At 57.7% G+C, this 17,583-nt stretch carries 16 protein-coding genes; 9 read left to right on the plus strand and 7 right to left on the minus strand.

What is annotated here, in order from left to right; translation table 11 throughout:
- The first annotated feature begins 5 nt into the window (after positions 1-5).
- From AC0L8N_RS14020 to AC0L8N_RS14040, 5 genes are all read left to right on the plus strand, one after another.
- A complete protein-coding gene (locus tag AC0L8N_RS14020) occupies positions 6-3,845 on the plus strand; it encodes a YhdP family protein (protein ID WP_473668289.1) in 3,840 nt (1,279 codons plus the stop codon).
- Complete coding sequence (locus AC0L8N_RS14025) at positions 3,832-4,662, plus strand: carbon-nitrogen hydrolase family protein (RefSeq protein WP_473668290.1); 831 nt, start codon at positions 3,832-3,834, stop codon at positions 4,660-4,662. The genes AC0L8N_RS14020 and AC0L8N_RS14025 overlap by 14 nt, the downstream gene beginning before the upstream one ends.
- A 35-nt stretch (positions 4,663-4,697) precedes the next feature.
- Complete coding sequence (gene tldD, locus AC0L8N_RS14030) at positions 4,698-6,143, plus strand: metalloprotease TldD (protein ID WP_473668291.1); 1,446 nt, start codon at positions 4,698-4,700, stop codon at positions 6,141-6,143.
- A 148-nt stretch (positions 6,144-6,291) separates the two neighbouring features.
- Complete coding sequence (locus AC0L8N_RS14035) at positions 6,292-6,456, plus strand: hypothetical protein (RefSeq protein WP_156762820.1); 165 nt, start codon at positions 6,292-6,294, stop codon at positions 6,454-6,456.
- 172 nt (positions 6,457-6,628) lie between these two features.
- Positions 6,629-6,847: a hypothetical protein gene (locus AC0L8N_RS14040; protein WP_473668292.1), complete on the plus strand. Its 219-nt coding sequence runs from the start codon at positions 6,629-6,631 to the stop codon at positions 6,845-6,847.
- A gap of 9 nt (positions 6,848-6,856) precedes the next feature.
- Here AC0L8N_RS14040 and AC0L8N_RS14045 read toward each other — a convergent pair whose 3' ends face one another.
- The 4 genes from AC0L8N_RS14045 to yjgA form a co-directional block, all read right to left on the minus strand.
- Positions 6,857-8,179, minus strand: a complete 1,323-nt coding sequence (locus AC0L8N_RS14045; protein ID WP_473668293.1) for an AAA family ATPase — start codon at positions 8,177-8,179, stop codon at positions 6,857-6,859.
- 140 nt (positions 8,180-8,319) lie between these two features.
- Positions 8,320-9,408 (minus strand): 5-(carboxyamino)imidazole ribonucleotide synthase, encoded by a 1,089-nt coding sequence (locus AC0L8N_RS14050; protein WP_473668294.1) that lies wholly within the window; start codon positions 9,406-9,408, stop codon positions 8,320-8,322.
- A 3-nt stretch (positions 9,409-9,411) separates the two neighbouring features.
- Positions 9,412-9,906 carry a 5-(carboxyamino)imidazole ribonucleotide mutase gene (gene purE / locus AC0L8N_RS14055; protein ID WP_473668295.1) on the minus strand — a complete coding sequence of 165 codons (495 nt, stop codon included), beginning with the start codon at positions 9,904-9,906 and terminating at the stop codon, positions 9,412-9,414.
- Between the two features lie 68 nt (positions 9,907-9,974).
- Positions 9,975-10,475 carry a ribosome biogenesis factor YjgA gene (gene yjgA / locus AC0L8N_RS14060; protein ID WP_473668296.1) on the minus strand — a complete coding sequence of 167 codons (501 nt, stop codon included), beginning with the start codon at positions 10,473-10,475 and terminating at the stop codon, positions 9,975-9,977.
- 150 nt (positions 10,476-10,625) lie between these two features.
- Between yjgA and pmbA the strand changes: the two genes are divergently transcribed.
- Positions 10,626-11,972, plus strand: coding sequence for a metalloprotease PmbA (gene pmbA, locus AC0L8N_RS14065; protein WP_473668297.1), 1,347 nt, complete (start codon positions 10,626-10,628; stop codon positions 11,970-11,972).
- A 10-nt stretch (positions 11,973-11,982) separates the two neighbouring features.
- On the opposite strand, the gene AC0L8N_RS14070 is transcribed toward pmbA, so the two are convergent.
- The gene (locus tag AC0L8N_RS14070; RefSeq protein WP_473668299.1) at positions 11,983-13,302 is read right to left on the minus strand and encodes a YhjD/YihY/BrkB family envelope integrity protein; all 1,320 of its coding nucleotides are present in this window, start codon (positions 13,300-13,302) and stop codon (positions 11,983-11,985) included.
- 81 nt (positions 13,303-13,383) lie between these two features.
- On the opposite strand from AC0L8N_RS14070, the gene AC0L8N_RS14075 reads away from it, so the two are divergent.
- Positions 13,384-14,196, plus strand: a complete 813-nt coding sequence (locus tag AC0L8N_RS14075; RefSeq protein ID WP_473668300.1) for a cobalamin-binding protein — start codon at positions 13,384-13,386, stop codon at positions 14,194-14,196.
- Here AC0L8N_RS14075 and AC0L8N_RS14080 read toward each other — a convergent pair.
- Positions 14,193-15,092, minus strand: a complete 900-nt coding sequence (locus tag AC0L8N_RS14080) for a phosphoribosylaminoimidazolesuccinocarboxamide synthase (RefSeq protein WP_473668301.1) — start codon at positions 15,090-15,092, stop codon at positions 14,193-14,195. The genes AC0L8N_RS14075 and AC0L8N_RS14080 overlap by 4 nt on opposite strands.
- A gap of 137 nt (positions 15,093-15,229) precedes the next feature.
- On the opposite strand from AC0L8N_RS14080, the gene djlA reads away from it, so the two are divergent.
- Positions 15,230-16,027, plus strand: a complete 798-nt coding sequence (gene djlA / locus AC0L8N_RS14085) for a co-chaperone DjlA (RefSeq protein WP_473668303.1) — start codon at positions 15,230-15,232, stop codon at positions 16,025-16,027.
- 92 nt (positions 16,028-16,119) lie between these two features.
- Positions 16,120-16,785 (plus strand): ribulose-phosphate 3-epimerase, encoded by a 666-nt coding sequence (gene rpe, locus AC0L8N_RS14090; RefSeq protein ID WP_473668304.1) that lies wholly within the window; start codon positions 16,120-16,122, stop codon positions 16,783-16,785.
- A 29-nt stretch (positions 16,786-16,814) separates the two neighbouring features.
- Here the strand turns inward: rpe and crp are convergent, their stop codons facing one another.
- Complete coding sequence (gene crp / locus AC0L8N_RS14095) at positions 16,815-17,462, minus strand: cAMP-activated global transcriptional regulator CRP (protein ID WP_068616822.1); 648 nt, start codon at positions 17,460-17,462, stop codon at positions 16,815-16,817.
- Between the last annotated feature and the right edge of the window lie 121 nt (positions 17,463-17,583).

Below are 17,583 nucleotides of genomic sequence, written 5' to 3' on the forward strand. Positions count from 1 at the left end.
GTTCCATGAAGCAATTATTCAGTCGACTGCTGAAAGTTCTGGCGTACCTCGCCGCGGCGGTCGTCATTCTGCTGGCCGTGGCGGTTGGCCTGTTCAGGCTGTTTTTGCCACGGTTGCCGGAATACCAGGACGAAATAAAAAGCTGGGCGAACGCCGCTATCGGCATGCAGGTCGAGTTCAGCGGTATGAACGCGCGCTGGCGTTTCAGTGGGCCGGAACTGAATTTCTACAATGCTGAGTTGTTGTTGCCCGGAGAAGAGGGTGGCAGGTTCGCTGCTGACGAAGTCAGTATAGGCGTGGAGTTAATGCGGCTTGTACGTGACCGACGTCTTGTAGTCGACCGGGTGCTCGTGCGTGATTCGTCCGTGGACGTGCACAAAGACGAAGACGGCAAATGGCGCGTACAGAATATTGCGTTGGACACTCTGGCGTCGCGCTTTGCCAGCGAACGCAGCGACGGTAACGTCACCATAATCGCTGAAGATTTTGACGTCAGTTACACGCACCCGGGCAACGGGCAAACCGTCAATTTCATCGTCGGCAGTTTGCGCATGACGAGAATGCCGGAACGTATTGATATCGATACGGTGCTGGAATTGCCGGCCAATCTGGGAAATCGTTTGAGTGCCCGCATCAGCGGTTACACCAGCGTTGCTGATGCGCCCATGATCTGGAACTACAGCGTTGATACGCGGGGCCTCAATCTGGCTGGATGGTCGCCGTTTCTGCCCGTCACCGCGCCAACAGTAAGCAGTGGCACAGCCGACGTCAGTTTCTCTGTGGAGCAGGTGGACGATACGCCCCGCAATGCGGTTATCGATTTCGATATTCGGGATATGCAATCAGCCGGGACGGCCGTGCCGCTGGGTGGAGCGGGTCGGCTCGAGTACCAGCGTGATGACGCCGGCTGGATGCTGGTGGCGAATGACTTTCAATTGCGCAGCGAGCGAGGCAGCTGGCCCGCCACGTCATTCAATGTGCAAGGTGGCAATGACATCGACGGTACGCTGAGTTCATTGTCAGCAGGAGCGAGTTATCTCAATCTCGACGACCTTGCCGAGTTGCTGCCCTGGGCGCCTGAATCCTATGCGGCCCGGTTTCGTCAGTACAACCCGAGTGGCGAGATAGCCAATCTGACGCTGAGCCTCGCGGATATACACGCAGAGTCGTTGCGCTACGACGTGGCTCTGGAATTAAGCAATGGCAGTATTCTGGCAACCGAACGATGGCCGGGAATGAGTGGCTTTACCGGTAGCCTGCGGGCGAACCGCTCCGGTGGGCGACTGGAAATTAATTCCTCAGATATGCAGCTTGATCTCTCTCGCTGGCTGCAGAACAAGGTTGCCCTCAACAATGCCGAGGGTACTGTGATCTGGCGCCGTAACAGCCGCGGGATCATCGTGCTGTCGGACAGTATTCAATTGCGTAACGCCGACATATCCAGTCGCAGCAGCGTGCAACTGAGCTTACCTGCCGATGGCAGTTCGCCGGTGCTCGACCTGGAGAGTCGCTGGAGCATTACGGACCTTGGGGCGGCACGCCGTTACTTGCCTGCCGGTCTTATAGAGCCGGGTCTGTACCGCTGGCTAAGCAGCGCGCTGGTCGCCGGCAACGTGCCGATTGGCACGACCCGGTTCAGCGGCGCTCTCGACAAATTTCCGTTCGACAACGGCGAAGGTATTTTTAGAGTTGACGCTGAGCTTAAGGACGCCACTCTGCGCTATTCCGACTTGTGGCCCGATGCCGAGATCGAAAGCCTCAACCTGGTCGTTGATCGGACGCGACTGTATTCGGAAAACAATACGGCCGTGAACGCAGGCAATTCCGTCGTGGATGCACGTATCGAGATCGCGGACTTGCGTGATCCGGTACTGACTATCGATGCGGTATCGACAGGTACTTTGGGTTCCATACGACAGTTCGCACAACGCAGTCCCATCTCAAGAATCTTTGGCGGTCATTTGCAGCGAGTCAGTGTCTCTGGAGATGCGTCATTTACGCTCAATTTGAGCTACCCGATTCTCCGCCGCGACGACTACACATTTACAACCCGGGTGCGCAGCAGTGACGGGACACTGCGCATTGGTGGTTTCGAACCTCCCGTAACCGGGCTCAACGGCGTGGTTAGTATTTCCCGGGATGACATTGCAGCTGAATCCCTGTTCGGACATTTTCTTGGCGAACCGATCACGATCGATTTGCAGAAAGCGGGTGACGATCTGCCGGGCTACAGTGTCGTGGCAGAAGTCGACGGCCGTGCAACCAGCAGTGGCTTGAGTGCCGCATTCGGAGAGGCGCTGGCGCGGGTTATAGACGGCACGACCAACTATCACGGCAGTATTCGATTTCCACGTTCCGACAGCGATGTCCCCAGCCCGTTGCAAATTGACGTGAGGTCGGATCTTGATGGCATGTCGATAGAATTGCCGGCGCCGCTGATGAAGAAACGAAATGTCGCGCGCGCACTGTCGTTCTCCATCGACTTTCTGACCGCAACTCGCATTGAGTCAGCCGGTAGTCTTGGCGACGATTTGCAATGGACGCTCGCCTTTATCAGGAATGAGATGGGTTGGGATTTCAACCGTGGTGTTCTGGCGGCCGGAGGTGTCGAAGCGGGTGAGGCGGAGACGCGCGGTCTGCACATCATTGGTTCGACGCCGGAGTTCAGGCTGCACGACTGGCTTGCGATCGGTCGTGATGCCGCCGGCGGGACGGGCATTGCTGATCGAATCCGAGCGGCCAACGTGGAAGTGGAGGCGCTGCACGTTCTGGGTCAGCAGTTTGCCAAACACCGGATTGAACTGGATCGCAGCGGTACGGACTGGATAGTCAAGATCGACGGTCCGCAAGCTGTCGGTACGGTCAACATTCCCTACAGTTTCTCCTCGGACCGCGTACTCACGCTGGATATGCAGCGCCTGATAATGCCAGGGGGCGAAGGTGACGATGCTGAAGCCGGGATTGCGACGGATCCGCGGGCGGTTCCGGCGTTATCGATACGCGCAGAGGAGTTTGCGTTTGGTGATCGCTACCTCGGTAAAATCGACGCTGAGTTCGTGCGCACGTCGGACGGACTGACCGCCGAACGAATACACACCGAGGATCCGAGTTTCGTCATAGACGGTTCAGCGGGCTGGGTGGTCGATACCAGCGAGCCCAGTGGGCAACGTACCTGGGTGCGCGCAACAATGAAGAGCACGGACATTGCCGCGACCATGCAGCGTCTGAACTCACAGCCGGGTATCGACGGTGATGACATGGAAATCGCGTTTGACGTCAGCTGGAGCGGCGGGCCTCGTCAGGACTTCGTCAGCGGCCTCGACGGCGCGGTAACAGTACGACTCGGCACAGGGCGACTGGACGAGGTTGAGCCCGGTGCAGGCCGTATGTTCGGCCTGATGAGTGTAGTCGCTTTGCCGCGTCGCCTTGCACTGGATTTTCGCGATGTGCTGGACAAGGGGTTTCTGTTTGATGAAATCACCGGCACGTTCAATCTAGATGAAGGCGATGCGTTCACCTGCGATCTGTCGTTGAAAGGCCCTGCCGCCGATATCGGCATCGTCGGACGTGCTGGCCTTTTTGAACAGGACTACACACAGGCTGCAATCGTCAGCGCGAATGTTGGCAACACACTGCCGGTGGTGGGCGCCGTTGTCGCCGGGCCGCAGGTTGCCGCGGCGTTGTTGATTTTCTCGCAAATCTTCAAGAAGCCGTTGCAGGAAATGGGGCAGGTCTACTACGCCATAGACGGTAGCTGGGCCGAGCCGGAAGTGGACTCAACGAATGCCGCGCGATTCGCCGAAGCGAGCAAGCTGGCCGCCTGTCTGCCGAATGGCCGCCAATAACAGCGTTGAAACGCAGCGGGTCGCGGCAGTGCAGCTGTGCAGTGGCGACGACGTGGCAACGAATCTCGGTACATGCGATCGCTTGTTGGCTGAAGCGGCGCAAGCAGGTTGCACGATGGCCTTCCTGCCGGAAAATTTTGCGTTCTTCGGCCAGCACGATCAGGACAAGCTGGCGATTGCCGAGGTCGAGGGTGGCGGGCCCATTCAGGCTTTTCTGAGCGGTGCTGCCAAGCGCTACGGCATGGCGCTGGTCGCAGGCAGCCTGCCGCTGGTCAGCGACGAGGGCCGCTGTTTTGGTGCCAGTATGCTGCTGGATGCCAGTGGCGCGATCCGCGCGGTCTATCGGAAAATGCACCTGTTCGATGTCGATATCGCTACGGGCGATGAACACTACCGGGAGTCCGCCTACTGTACGCCGGGCGATGACGTTGTTACGGTGCCGCACGCGGCCGGCATTGTTGGCCTGAGTATTTGCTACGATTTGCGGTTTCCCGAGCTGTACCGGCAAATGGCAGCTTCCGGGGCCAGTTTGTTCAGCATTCCGGCAGCGTTCACTGAAACGACCGGCAAGGCGCACTGGGAATTGCTGCTGCGGGCCCGGGCGGTCGAGAATCTTGCCTGGGTTGTCGCGGCTGCGCAGTATGGGCAACACCCGAACGGTCGTCGTACCTGGGGGCACTCGATGATCATCGACCCGTGGGGCCGTATCGTTGCAATGCAGGAAAGCGGTGATGGCATCATTGTCGCTGATCTGGACATTGAATTAACTGAAAGGCTGCGCCGGGACTTCCCGGTGCTCAACCATCGCCGCTTGTAGGGCGACTCACAGACACTGGGTAACAAACTGAAACCATGACTGACCACGCACTGGATACTGTAACTGGCAACCTGCTGGCGCCCGCCGGACTGGATGAACGGCACCTTGAGAACGCGCTTGGCCTGATCAATGGTGGCGATGTCGACGCCGCCGATCTGTACTTTCAGGTGAGCCGTCAGGAAAACTGGTCGCTGGAAGACAGCATCATTCGGGAAGGCAGTTTTAGCGTCGATCGTGGTGTTGGTGTGCGTGCGGTCAGCGGCGAGAAAACCGGCTTTGCGTATTCGGATGAGTTGATGTTGCCTGCGTTGCAGCACGCCGCAAAAGCCGCCCGCGCGATTTCCCGTCAGGGGCAATCCAGATCCGTACAGATCAGACCGGCTGTTCGCTATTCGGCGCTTTACTCTGCTGTTGATCCGATCACGAGCGTGAGCGATGCGGAGAAAACCGCCTTGCTGACCCGGATTGACCAGGAAACCCGCAAACTGGACTCGCGCATAGTGCAGGTTATGGTCAGTCTCGGCAGTAGTCAGGACATGGTCCTGGTCGCGGCGGCCGATGGCACCCTGGCGGCCGATGTCCGTCCGCTGGTACGGCTGAATGTCAGCGTCATCATGGAAGAGAACGGGCGTCGTGAGCAGGGATACTCCGGCGGTGGTGCGCGTAACGGTCTGGAATACTTTTTCAGCGACGAAGACCTGCCGATGTCTTTGGCGCGTGAGGCCGTACGCCAGGCCGCGATTCAACTTGAAGCCGTGCCAGCGCCGGCAGGCACGATGCCTGTGGTGCTTGGTGCCGGTTGGCCGGGCATTCTGCTGCACGAGGCCGTCGGCCATGGGCTGGAGGGCGATTTCAATCGCAAGGGCACGTCCGCATTCAGCGGTCGTGTGGGCGAACGAGTTGCCGCCGAGAACGTCACGATCGTGGATGACGGAACCCTGCCGGGACGACGCGGTTCGCTGGCCGTCGACGATGAAGGTACGCCGGGAAAATACAACGTGCTGATTGAAAATGGCATCTTGCGTGGCTACATGCAGGACCGACTCAATGCACGGCTGATGGGCGTCGAAGCCACTGGCAACGGACGCCGCGAATCGTTCGCGCACATTCCCATGCCACGCATGACCAATACCTACATGCTTGCAGGCCGTCACGACCCGGAAGAGATTATTGGCTCCGTGCAGAAAGGCATTTACGCACCCAACTTTGCAGGCGGCCAGGTGGATATCACCTCCGGCAAGTTCGTGTTCTCGGCGAGCGAGGCCTACCTCATCGAAAACGGCAAAATCGGCAAGCCGGTCAAGGGCGCTATGCTCATTGGCGACGGCCCGGATGTCCTGCAAAAAATATCCATGGTTGGCAATGATCTGACGCTGGATCGCGGTGTCGGCACGTGCGGCAAAGACGGGCAGTCTGTGCCGGTTGGCGTCGGTCAGCCTACTTTGAAAATTAACGAGATCACGGTGGGTGGCACCGGCTAACGCGAACCTTGATCCTGTGCGCTCGATGGATATTACATAAGCCGCAATTTAGTCAGTTCAGCGAGCAGTCTTTGTGAATCGTTTCACTGCAGGCAGCGGCGCTGGTCGCTAAAGTCTGTTCAGCAATTCAGCCAGCGAGGACAGTACATTGGACAGCACTATTACCGAACACGATCTTGATGCAACAGCGAAGTCTTTCGTGCAAAGCCTGCGTAGCGATGCGATGGAGATTGAAAGTGACCTGTCTGTCGACGGACTGTCCGATTCTCTGATGTCGCGCGTTTTCGGATTCTTCATGTTTCGCGGCAAATAAGTTCACCGGCGCCCTGAATTCGCGCCGAAATATTTGAAAAATCAAAAGGATAATGCCGGATCGCGGCATACATGCTGCGGTCTGAGCCGCGCTTGACCGGTATCCCGCAGTGGCTGGACTACGCCTGCTGCGCAAGCCACAATCCCGTATGACTATTTAAGCGGGTCCTGGTATGTGGGTATCGAAACCAATCTATGAAAGTCTGCCTTATTTCTACTTGCTGGTAGGCGCGATATCACTGGCAGCGTCAATGTACCTGAACCACTGGTACTGGCCGACAATCTGTTTTTCCGTTGGCTTGTTTTGCCTGGTTGCAGGCCTGGTTGTGTTATTGAAGCGGCGTGACAGTCGCGAACACGACAGGCGAGCCAAGAACGATCACGAAATCTGACGGTAGCAGTCAGGCAGTGCTGTCATTGGCAGCGCGTTCTTCATCTTCCATATCGTCTTCGTCGAACTCTTCTTCGGTCGCTTCTTCTTCCAGCTCATCGCTGAGTTCGTCGTCAATTTCATCATCGACAATGTCATCCAGATCGTCGTCGAGTTCCTCGTCCTCATCGTCCTGGAGGTCGCGGAATACGAGATCGTGAATGCCAAGTGAGACAACGTCTCCATCCTGAAGGAAATGTTTTTTGACGCGCCGGTTGCCGATGAAAATTCCGTTCGTGCTGTTCAGGTCCTCGACGATGCAGCCATCATCGTTACAAACAATTTGTGCATGATGGCGGCTGACAAATTTACTCTTGATGTAAATTTCGTTGTCCGGCGCACGGCCGATAACTACTCGGCCCGACTTCAGATTGTATTCGGACACGAGGTGACCATCCGTGCGAATCTGCACGGAGCACATCGGTGTTGAGTGTCGCGTTACCAGTTGTGGCAGATTGGCTGAACGGTCGTCATCCTCGCTTACTTCTTTCCAGCCGAGTTCCTCAGCCGCCGCCACGATATCTGCATCGGTAAGCGTCGTCTTCTGTTCTGCATAGGCGCAAAGCAAGGCTGTGTCGCACAAGGTGTTGATGAGCCGCGGTACACCGCCTGTGTAGCGGTGTATGCATGCATAGCAATCCTCGCTGAACAAATCGTGCTTGTCGTGCCCGGCGACTTCGAGTCTGTGCTCAATGTATTCATGCATTTCCCGAAGGTCGAGTGGACCTATGTGGAAGCGCAGGCGGACTCGCTGAATGAGCTGCTTGAGTCGCGGTGATTCCAGTTTCTGACGCAGTTCGGGCTGGCCTGCGAGAATAATGCGCAGAACTTTTTCCTTGTGCGTTTCGATGCCGGATAGCATGCGAATTTCTTCAAGTACTTTTTTACTCAGATTCTGCGCTTCGTCAACGATCAAGACGACCTTCTTGCCGTTTGAATACTGTTCGATCAAAAACATGTTGAGCATGTCGAGCAGCTCAACCTTGCGCTTGTTGAACGGCTCAAAGCCGAACTCCGCGAGTACGGCCTGCAGAAACTGGGTAGGCGTGAGCTGGGTCTGAGAAACGACCGCGTAGACGATGTCGTCGGCCAGCTCGGTCAGGAAGGCCTGCAGGAGGGTGGTCTTGCCCGAACCGATTTCACCGGTAATGACCACGAATCCATCGGCCAACCAGATTGTGGATTCCATGTACGCCTTGGCCCGAGCATGCTGCTTGCTCCAGTAGACGAATTCAGGATCCGGGGTCAGCCGAAACGGTTGCTCGTTAAGTTTAAAATGTTCCAGATAGGACATTGGCAAAGCGTCTTACGACAAATTAGTTGTTAGAGATCAGTTCCCTGAGTGTACCCGGATTGTAGCCCATCGACACCGCGGGCTCCGTGAGCCAGTTCCCGACCAGCGCCGTGAGCCAGTTCGCGGATCGGGCGCTGCGGTTATCCAGCCAGCATTGCTTCCAGTTTTTGCAGTCGTTGATCACGCACCTCGGCATCGTTGTCGGTCAGCGTGATATGCCCCAGTTTACGTCCACTGCGCGGTTCTTTGCCGTAATCGTGGACATGCATGCCTGCATCGATCAGCGTATCCGGGCTGTTTGGCATTGCACCTATCAGGTTCACCATGCCCACATGAGTCCCGGCGGACGTTGCGCCGAGCGGCATACCCGAAATCGCACGGATGTGATTCTCGAACTGGCTGGTGGCGGCGCCTTCGATGGTCCAGTGCCCGGAGTTGTGTACGCGTGGTGCAAACTCGTTAGCCAGTAGTTCATTGTTGACTACGAAAAACTCCAGCGCCATAACGCCGACGTAGTCAAGGTGGGTCATCAGTTTTTCCAGATGCCGGTTGCCGAGTTCCTGCATCTCAGAGGGCCCGACTGGCGCTCGCGAGCAGCGCAAAATGCCATTGCGATGCTGATTTTCTGTCAGCGGATAAGTCGCGACATTGCCGTCCAGGCTGCGTACGCCGATCGCGGACACTTCGCGATCAAAGTTAACCCACTGCTCGGCAATCAGTGGCTTGTTAGGCAAAGTACGCAGCGCGTCTTCAACGTCGTCTGCGGACTTCAGCAGGTACTGGCCCTTGCCGTCATAGCCCAGTCGGCGGGTTTTCAGCACCAGCGGCAGGCCGATGTCGCGGATGGCATTGCGCAGATCCTGTTCGCTGTCGACAGTGCGGTATAGCGGCAGAGGAATATCGAGCGCAGCAAACAGCTGCTTTTCGTTCAGGCGGTCCTGAGCTTCATCGAGAGCTGCCACCGGCGGGTAAATTGCGATTTTCTCGTTCAGTTCGGACAAAGCGGCAACCGACACATTCTCAAATTCGTACGTAATGACCGATGCTGAAGCGGCGAGTTCCGCGAGCCCTTTGTTGTCGTCAAACTGAGCGCGAATGACGTTGCCTACACTGGCGGCGGGCGGTTGCTCCGCCGGGTCGAGGAACACGCATTCCACGCCGAGCTCGCGGGCTGCCATACCGAGCATGAGGCCGAGTTGTCCGGCGCCGATAATGCCTACTCGGACCATGGTTCAGTCCCCGGCGCGCGGATCGTCGTCCGCGAGTACCTTTTCAGTTTGCCGGGCGCGGAAATTGTCGAGCGCACTCGCGACCTGCGTATCTTCTATCGCCAGTATCGCCGCCGCGAACAAGGCCGCATTGGTCGCGCCGGCTTTGCCGATCGCCATGCTCGCAACGGGAATTCCGCCGGGCATTTGTGCGATGGATAGCAGGGAGTCCATGCCGCTTAATGCCTTTGACTGGACTGGAACGCCGATAACCGGCAGGCGTGTTTTGGCCGCCGTCATGCCGGGCAGGTGCGCTGCACCGCCGGCTCCGGCGATAATTATTTGCAGTCCACGACGTTGCGCATTCTCAGCGTATTCGAACAAGAGGTCCGGCGTGCGATGGGCCGATACGACCTTTACTTCGTGGTCGATACCCAGTTGCTCCAGCACTTTGACTGAATGACGCATGGTCTCCCAGTCTGATTGCGAGCCCATGATGATGCCGATTTTTGCGTTCATATAAATTCTTGTTGGCTGAAGTGACGACTGACAAGACAGGCTGCCGGCCAAAAAATTAATCCGCGATTCTAACAGTCACTTTTCTGTATTGCTGCCGCAATATCGACGTGAATCTGCCGGAATATTTGCCGACTGAGTTGTCGACGTGCCGCTTCGGGCATCCCCGGACGGAGGTCGTGCACCAGTCGGGACAGTTCCGGGTGCTCGCCGTTGTACGTTGTATTGAATTCCTGCAGTGCCGGAGCGCCTTCGCTCACCAGCCGGTCGCGCCAGCGCTCGGCCCGGTGAAAAAGCTGTCGTTCGAGATTCTGGCCTTGTTCAAGGGCATCGACTGCCGCCTGCAATTGTTCAGTATCAGTGCTACGCATTACTTTCGCCAGATACATTCGCTGCCGGCGCTGAGCGGAGTTCGAGCGGATGCTCTTGCTGTGCGTGATGAGATCGCGAAGGTCATCGTCCATCGGCATCTTGGCAAGTTGTTGCTCGGTCAATTCGAGCAAACGTTCGCCGAGCGACTGGACGTTTTTGGCGTCGCGTTTTTTCGCGCTTTTACTGGGCTTTGAGTTCATCAACGGCTAAGCTGTCGCCGCTTAAAAAAGCGGATGGCGATGACGCGCTGCTCCGGCTGCTCGCCGGCCAGCGATGATCGCGCATACTAGCATGCCGCAGAATTGGAAGGTGCGGTCACGAACCCGCCTGCCCTGGGAGTCATCAGTACCATGAGTGAGACGATAGAACGGATCGCGCCGGACACGACCAATCTCGAGCAGGTTGTACGAATACTGCTTGACGAAGCCAGTCTGCGTGGCGTGGATCAGGCGGAGGCGGCAGCCAGCCACGATGTAGGCCTGAGTGTGACGGCGCGGCTGGGCGACGTCGAAAATCTTGAGTACACCAATGACCGTGGCGTTGGCGTGACGGTCTACATGAACGCCTGCAAGGGCAGTGCGAGTACCTCGGATTTTTCTGAAGCGGCTTTGCGCGAGGCCGTTGCCAAAGCCTGTTCTTTCGCATCGAGCACAGCGGCTGACAAACATTCCGGACTGGCCGACGCGCACCTGATGGCAGAGAACCCTGCCGATCTCAAGCTCGTGTACCCGTGGGACCTGAATGCCGATGAGGCGATACGGATCGCTATTGAATGTGAGACGGCGGCTCGCGACTATGACGCCCGTATCGTGAACTCCGAAGGGGCAACGGTCGGTTCTTCGAACGGTGCTCGCGCCTACGGCAATTCGCACGGCTTTCTTGCCAGTGTGCGCAAGACGAGTCACAGCCTGAGTTGCGTTGTTGTAGGGAAGGAAGACGGCGACATGCAACGTGACTACTGGTTCAGCAGTTCCCGCAACGCAGCCGAACTTGAAGCGCCGACAACAGTAGGTACGGTTGCGGCGGAACGCACGGTGGGTCGGCTGGGAGCGCGCAAAATTGCCACGACGCGAGCGCCGGTATTGTTCGCGCCGGAACTGGCGCGTGGCTTTATCGGGCACGCGATTGGTGCGATCAGCGGCGGCGCACAGTACCGCCAGGCATCGTTCCTGCTGAAGGCCAGTGGCGAAAAGATATTCCCGGAGTTCATGCAGATTCAGGAGCGACCGCACATCGAAGGCGCATTGGCCAGTGCGGCCTTCGATGCTGAAGGCGTGGCAACTCGTGATCGCGACATCGTCGCCGACGGCGTGTTGCAGGGCTATGTGCTTGGGTCGTATTCCGCGCGACGGCTGGGACTTGAGACAACGGCCAATGCCGGCGGAGTGCACAACCTGCTGGTGCCAGGCAACGCGGGCAACAAGGCCGAGTTGATCAAATCCATGAAGCGCGGTTTGTTGGTGACGGAGCTGATTGGGCAGGGCGTCAACGGTGTAACCGGCGACTACTCTCGCGGTGCCGTTGGCTACTGGATCGAAAATGGCGAGATCGTACACCCGGTACACGAGGTGACGATTGCCGGCAATCTACGCGACCTGTATCAGCGCATACTGGCCATAGGCAACGATCAGGATTTGCGCGGCGGCATTCGTTGCGGCTCGTTGCTGGTCGACGATATGACAATTGCCGGCGCCTGAGCGGCAACGCTCAGTCGTCAGTGACAGCTTCGTCCAGCAGATCCGCGAGGGTCTTGTCGCCGAGGGTGTCGGCCACGGCTGTTTCGATAGCAGCGCCCAGCCTGTCGATTTGCTTGCTCCAGTTGGGGTCGCGATAAGAACCGGTCACGCCGCCTGAACGAACGACATTGACGATGTCGTGCAAGCTGATGCGCCCCAGATCCCGGCCCGGGATCAGGCATTCATTTTCCGTTGTCAGCAACAGGCCTGCTCGCTCGAGCCGCGTAACCGTGGGCGCAAGTGCCAACGTCGGAATCTTAAGTTCGCTGCCTATGTCATCCAGCGACACGTTGTGGCCCGGGTCGCGAAAGGCACGGCCCACGAACAACATGATGCTCAGCACCAGTCGTTCCCGTACCGAGTTCGAGAGGCGAGGTTCACGTCGGCCCAGCCGCAAGAACGCCGGCTTCTGCACATAGAATGCAATCTGGGCACCGATCAGGAGTACGAGCCAGTTGAGGTACAGCCACATCAACGCCATGACGGCCACGGCGAAGCCGCGGTAGACGTTCGGAATGCGCGCTGCCTCGACGACGAACGAGGTGAAGAAGGCGCCCATGCTGACCCACAGAAATCCGCCGGCCAGGCCACCGAGTAATGCCGCACTGAGTCGTACTTTGGTGTTCGGCATGAACTTGTAGAGGAACGTAAACACCGCACTGATCAGCAGGTAAGGCGTCAGCTTGCCAAAGGCGATGACGAGCGGGCTGAGTGGCGCGCTGTTCAGTACGTATTGAGTCAGGTCGTTGCTTTGTATTGACGCCAGAATGCCGATCGCCACTACGACGGCAACCGGCCCGATCAGCAGTACGATGGTGTACTCGGTGAAGCGACGAGCAAAGCTGCGTGGCTTGCTCACGTACCAGACGTAGTTAAAACTTTCTTCGACCTTTTGCACCATGGAAATGGCGGTGTAGATAAAGAATGCGAGACTGATGCCGCCGAGCAATCCGCCCTTGACGTTGTCAACGAGCGCCATCACTTCGCTGCCGATTCGTTCGCCTTGTTCGCCAAGCGGCATCAGGAAGTCGTAGAGCAGCGGTTCCAGTTGCTCATGGATGCCGAAGCCTTTCAATACGGAGAAGCTGAACGCAATGAGCGGCACTATCGACAGCAACGTTGTGTAGACAAGGCTCATGGAGCGCAATGTCAGCTGACCGTAAATAATGTCTCGCGTGAGCCCATAGAGAAAACGCAACAGGGTTGCTGCGAGTCGACCGGCACGACCGGCCGATTGCAGGTGATTGCCCCAGACAAGTTTTTCTATGTGATCGTTGATTACTGGAAGCACTGTAGCTCCTCAATGGTCCATTGCGACAACATGGTACTGTGTCGCGCGTCCTGTGTGTAACTGGAGTCTGCGGTTCTCATCATGTCTGTACGCTATCCCGAACGCATTGTATGCCTCACCGAGGAAACCACCGAGACGCTGTATTTGCTCGGCGAGGACCGGCGCATAGTCGGAATATCCGGTTTCACGGTTCGCCCTCCGCAGGCACGGCGCGAAAAGCCCCGCGTCTCGGCATTCACCAGCGCAAAGATTGACAGGATTATTGATCTGGCGCCGGACCTCGTCCTCGGTTTTTCGGATCTGCAGGCCGATATCGCGGCTGACTTGATTCGGCGTGGGATTGCCGTGCACGTGTTCAATCACCGCTCCGTCGAGGAGATACTGACGATGGTGGCCGTCGTTGGTGGCTTGGTAGGGCAGCAGGCGAAGGCGTTAAGCCTGTGTGCCACATTGCGTTCCAATCTGGCGGCCGCACAACAACGCGCAGAGTCCATGCCGGTCCGGCCGCGGGTGTACTTCGAGGAATGGGATGAGCCACAGATCAGCGGCATCCGCTGGGTTTCAGAGTTGCTGGCAATAGCCGGTGGCGACGATTGCTTTCCTGAGCTGGCCAAAGAGTCGCTGGGCAAGAACAGAATTATCGCCGACCCGCTGGAGGTAGTGCGGCGACAACCGGACATCATCATTGCGTCCTGGTGTGGCAAAAAATTCAGGGCGGAACGCGTTGTTGAGCGGCCGGGGTGGGCGGAGGTGCCGGCAGTTCGTGACGGCGAGTTGCACGAAATAAAGTCCGCGCTGATTCTGCAACCCGGGCCAGCGGCGCTAAGCGACGGTCTGGCCGAGATGAGTCGTATCGTGCAGGCCTGGAGCGCTGGACGCGCTACGCCGGCCTAGTCCGTTCCGGTCAGGCGCTCCAGCACTTCGTGGTACTTCGCCGCCGTGCGTGCCAACACTTCCGCGGGTAATGACGGGCCGGGTGCGGTCTTGTCCCAACTCAGCGTATCCAGATAATCACGCACGAATTGCTTGTCGTAACTCGGTGGGCTGATGCCGGTGCGGTATTCGCTTTGTGGCCAGAACCGGGACGAGTCTGGCGTCAGTGCTTCGTCGATCAGGTACAACTTGCCGTCATCATCGAGACCGAACTCGAACTTGGTGTCGGCAACGATAATGCCGCGACTGGCGGCGTATTCGCTGGCGCGCAGGTATATGTCGATCGTTACCGCGCGTACGCGCTCAGCGAGCTCTCGCCCGATCAGATCGCAACAGGTATCGAAAGAAATGTTTTCGTCGTGGTCGCCAACTGCCGCCTTGGTGGCCGGTGTAAACAGCGGCTCGGGTAGTTTCGCGGCCTGTTGCAGACCGGCCGGTAGCGTGATTCCGCAGAGTGCGCCGGTGTCGCAATAGTCGCGCCACCCGGAGCCGATCAGGTAGCCGCGAACAACCGCCTCGATGGGTAATGGCTGGAGACGCTTAACAACGATGGTACGGCCTTCCAGTGGTTCGCGTATGGCCGGATCGCTGATGACATCGGCAACGGTCAATGAAGTAAGGTGGTTCGGCACAGCGGCCGTCATGCGCTCGAACCAGAAGTTCGAAAGTTGCGTTAGTACATAACCTTTTCCAGGCACCGGATCCGGCAAGACCACGTCATAGGCGGACAAGCGGTCGGTTGTGACGATCATCAGGTGGTCATTATCAACGGCGTAAATATCGCGCACCTTACCTCGGGCAAGGCGAGTTAATGATGGGACCTCGGATTCGAACAGGGCTTCGGTTGGCGATGGCATGAATTTTCCGCAGTGGCGGTAACTGATCTGGGCGCATGATGGCGCGTCGCGAATGCAGGGGCAAGCGGCACTTGTAGGAATCGCAGCGGTCGGACGTTAGCATTGGCCGTTGCAACTTGAAGAGGCTGCTTACGTAAATGCCGTATTTGGGCAAAGTGATTGGTACCGTTGTCGGTTTGGCGACCGGGCGTGTGTGGCTGGCGCTGGCAGGTTTGTTCCTGGGCCATCAGTTTGACCGTGGATTTGCCACGAAATTTGCGCGGACAGCGGGCGACGGGGCAAATCTGGGTCGCTTGCCAGCCGCCTTCGTGCGGCCGTTGTTTCAAACCATGGGTCATCTGGCCAAATCAGACGGGCGGGTGAGCGAGGCAGAAATTCGTGCTGCGCGTGCGCTGATGCACCGCCTGGGACTCAACGCCGGGCAGGTCCGTGAGGCAATCGTCTGGTTTCAATCTGGCAAGGCAGGTTCTTTTCCGTTAAAGGCCACTATTCAGGAAATGCGCCGCACGAGTGGACGGGCGGCCGAGCTGCGGCGTTTGTTCGTGCATCTGCTGATGGAGACGTCGTTGTCGAAGGGCGGGTTGCACCAGCGTGAGCGCGCGTTGTTGTGGGTCGTCTGCACGGAGCTTGATATCGGTCGCGTGGAGCTTGCCCAGCTCGAAGCGATGCTGCGTGCCCAACGCGGTTTTCGCCAGTCGCCGCAAGGCAATGCAGATGCCGAGCGATTGGCTAAAGCCTACGCGACACTCGGTGTATCGCAGAATGCCAGCAACGACGAGATCAAGACCGCGTATCGACGCCTCATCAATCGCAATCACCCGGACAAGCTGTCTGGCTCGAACGTGGGGAAAGTTGAAATGGACGGTGCGCAAAAACGCACACGAGACATTCGCAGCGCGTATGAAATGCTGAAGGCTCGACGTACGATTCGCTGAACGACACCGTATTTGAAAACATCTGGCGTGAAACGGTGGACGCCATTGGGTAAAGTGCCCAAACCTTGCTACCCGCACATCAAGGAACTCACGTGGAACCGTTAATCGCGCCATCTATTCTGTCCGCTGACTTTGCCCGGCTTGGCGATGATGTCCAGGCCGTGCTCGATGCCGGCGCTGACGTCGTGCATTTCGATGTGATGGACAACCACTACGTACCCAATCTCACAATCGGTCCCATGGTTTGTGAGGCGCTGCGCAACTACGGCATTACCGCGCCTATCGACGTGCACCTGATGGTCGAGCCGGTCGATCGACTGATTCCGGATTTCGCGCAGGCGGGCGCTGACTTCATCAGTTTTCACCCGGAGGCAAGCAAACACGTGCACCGCACGCTGGGCCTCATTCGTGAGCAGGGATGTAAAGCGGGCCTGGTGTTCAATCCGGCAACGCCGTTATCGTGGCTTGAACACGTCATCGACGACATCGATCTGGTCCTGATCATGTCGGTGAACCCCGGCTTTGGCGGTCAGGCGTTTATTGAGTCTTCGCTCGACAAGGTGCGCAGTGCGCGGCAATTGATCGACGCCAGCGGCAATGATATCCGGCTGGAAATGGACGGTGGTGTAAAAACCGGCAACATTGGCGATTGCGCGCGTGCCGGAGCCGACATGTTCGTTGCCGGTTCGGCCATTTTTGGTAGCGATGATTACGCCGCCACCATCGCGGCAATGAGAGCGGAAATTGCTAAGAAATAATCAGGGCGGCTGAGCGCCGCCCCCGATGATCAGCGGTTGGGTCGTGCGCCGTAAACGACGATGGTCTTGCCGCTTGCGGTAACCAGTCCCTGTTCTTCAAGTACCTTTAGTACCCGGCCAGCCATTTCCCGTGAACAGCCGACCAGCCGGCTGAGTTCCTGGCGGCTGACTTTGATCTGCATGCCATCAGGATGGGTCATCGCATCGGGCTCGTTGCACAAGTCCATAATCGCGTGCGCTACCCGACCTGTAACGTCGACAAAGGCCAGATCGCCCAGTTTGCGGTTGGTGCGATCAAGGCGCGTTGCCAGCTGCGTGGCAAGTTCAAAAACCAGGCCGGGGCTCTCGCTGGCGATCTGGCGGAAACGAGGGTAGGTCATCTCGGCAATTTCGCATTCGGTTCGGGTGCGCACCCAGGCGCTGCGAGTCGGCTGTTCGTAGAACAGGCCCATTTCGCCGAAGAACTGCCCTTTGTTCAGGTAAGCGAGGACCATTTCGTTGCCGTCCTCATCTTCGATCATGACTTCGACAGAGCCATCGACGATGTAGTAAAGAACGTCCGGCAGATCACCCGCGTGGATCATGACGGTCTTTGAGGGCACTGTTCTTACGCGGCAATAACTCAGGAAGCGGTTAATCGCCGGCACATCGCTCAGGTTCTTCGCAGTTGTTTGCATCAGTTTGATCCTCGGCGCGATGCGCCTCTCCCCATGTCAATTTAGCCGACTGCCAAGAGCAAGCTAAGTCTGTGTTTTATTAATTCTATTTTGCGTTGGGATTATATTTAACTAAATACTC

The organism is Woeseia sp. D3-10 (genome assembly GCF_055809415.1).

Coding starts and splice junctions, on each gene's coding strand:
- AC0L8N_RS14050 (WP_473668294.1), bottom strand. CDS start 9,408: ATGGTCCGAGTAGGCATTATCGGCGCCGGACAACTCGGCCTCATGCTC.
- AC0L8N_RS14025 (WP_473668290.1), top strand. CDS start 3,832: ATGGCCGCCAATAACAGCGTTGAAACGCAGCGGGTCGCGGCAGTGCAG.
- purE (WP_473668295.1), bottom strand. CDS start 9,906: ATGAACGCAAAAATCGGCATCATCATGGGCTCGCAATCAGACTGGGAG.
- yjgA (WP_473668296.1), bottom strand. CDS start 10,475: ATGAACTCAAAGCCCAGTAAAAGCGCGAAAAAACGCGACGCCAAAAAC.
- AC0L8N_RS14040 (WP_473668292.1), top strand. CDS start 6,629: ATGTGGGTATCGAAACCAATCTATGAAAGTCTGCCTTATTTCTACTTG.
- tldD (WP_473668291.1), top strand. CDS start 4,698: ATGACTGACCACGCACTGGATACTGTAACTGGCAACCTGCTGGCGCCC.
- crp (WP_068616822.1), bottom strand. CDS start 17,462: ATGCAAACAACTGCGAAGAACCTGAGCGATGTGCCGGCGATTAACCGC.
- pmbA (WP_473668297.1), top strand. CDS start 10,626: ATGAGTGAGACGATAGAACGGATCGCGCCGGACACGACCAATCTCGAG.
- AC0L8N_RS14020 (WP_473668289.1), top strand. CDS start 6: ATGAAGCAATTATTCAGTCGACTGCTGAAAGTTCTGGCGTACCTCGCC.
- AC0L8N_RS14080 (WP_473668301.1), bottom strand. CDS start 15,092: ATGCCATCGCCAACCGAAGCCCTGTTCGAATCCGAGGTCCCATCATTA.
- djlA (WP_473668303.1), top strand. CDS start 15,230: ATGCCGTATTTGGGCAAAGTGATTGGTACCGTTGTCGGTTTGGCGACC.
- AC0L8N_RS14075 (WP_473668300.1), top strand. CDS start 13,384: ATGTCTGTACGCTATCCCGAACGCATTGTATGCCTCACCGAGGAAACC.
- AC0L8N_RS14045 (WP_473668293.1), bottom strand. CDS start 8,179: ATGTCCTATCTGGAACATTTTAAACTTAACGAGCAACCGTTTCGGCTG.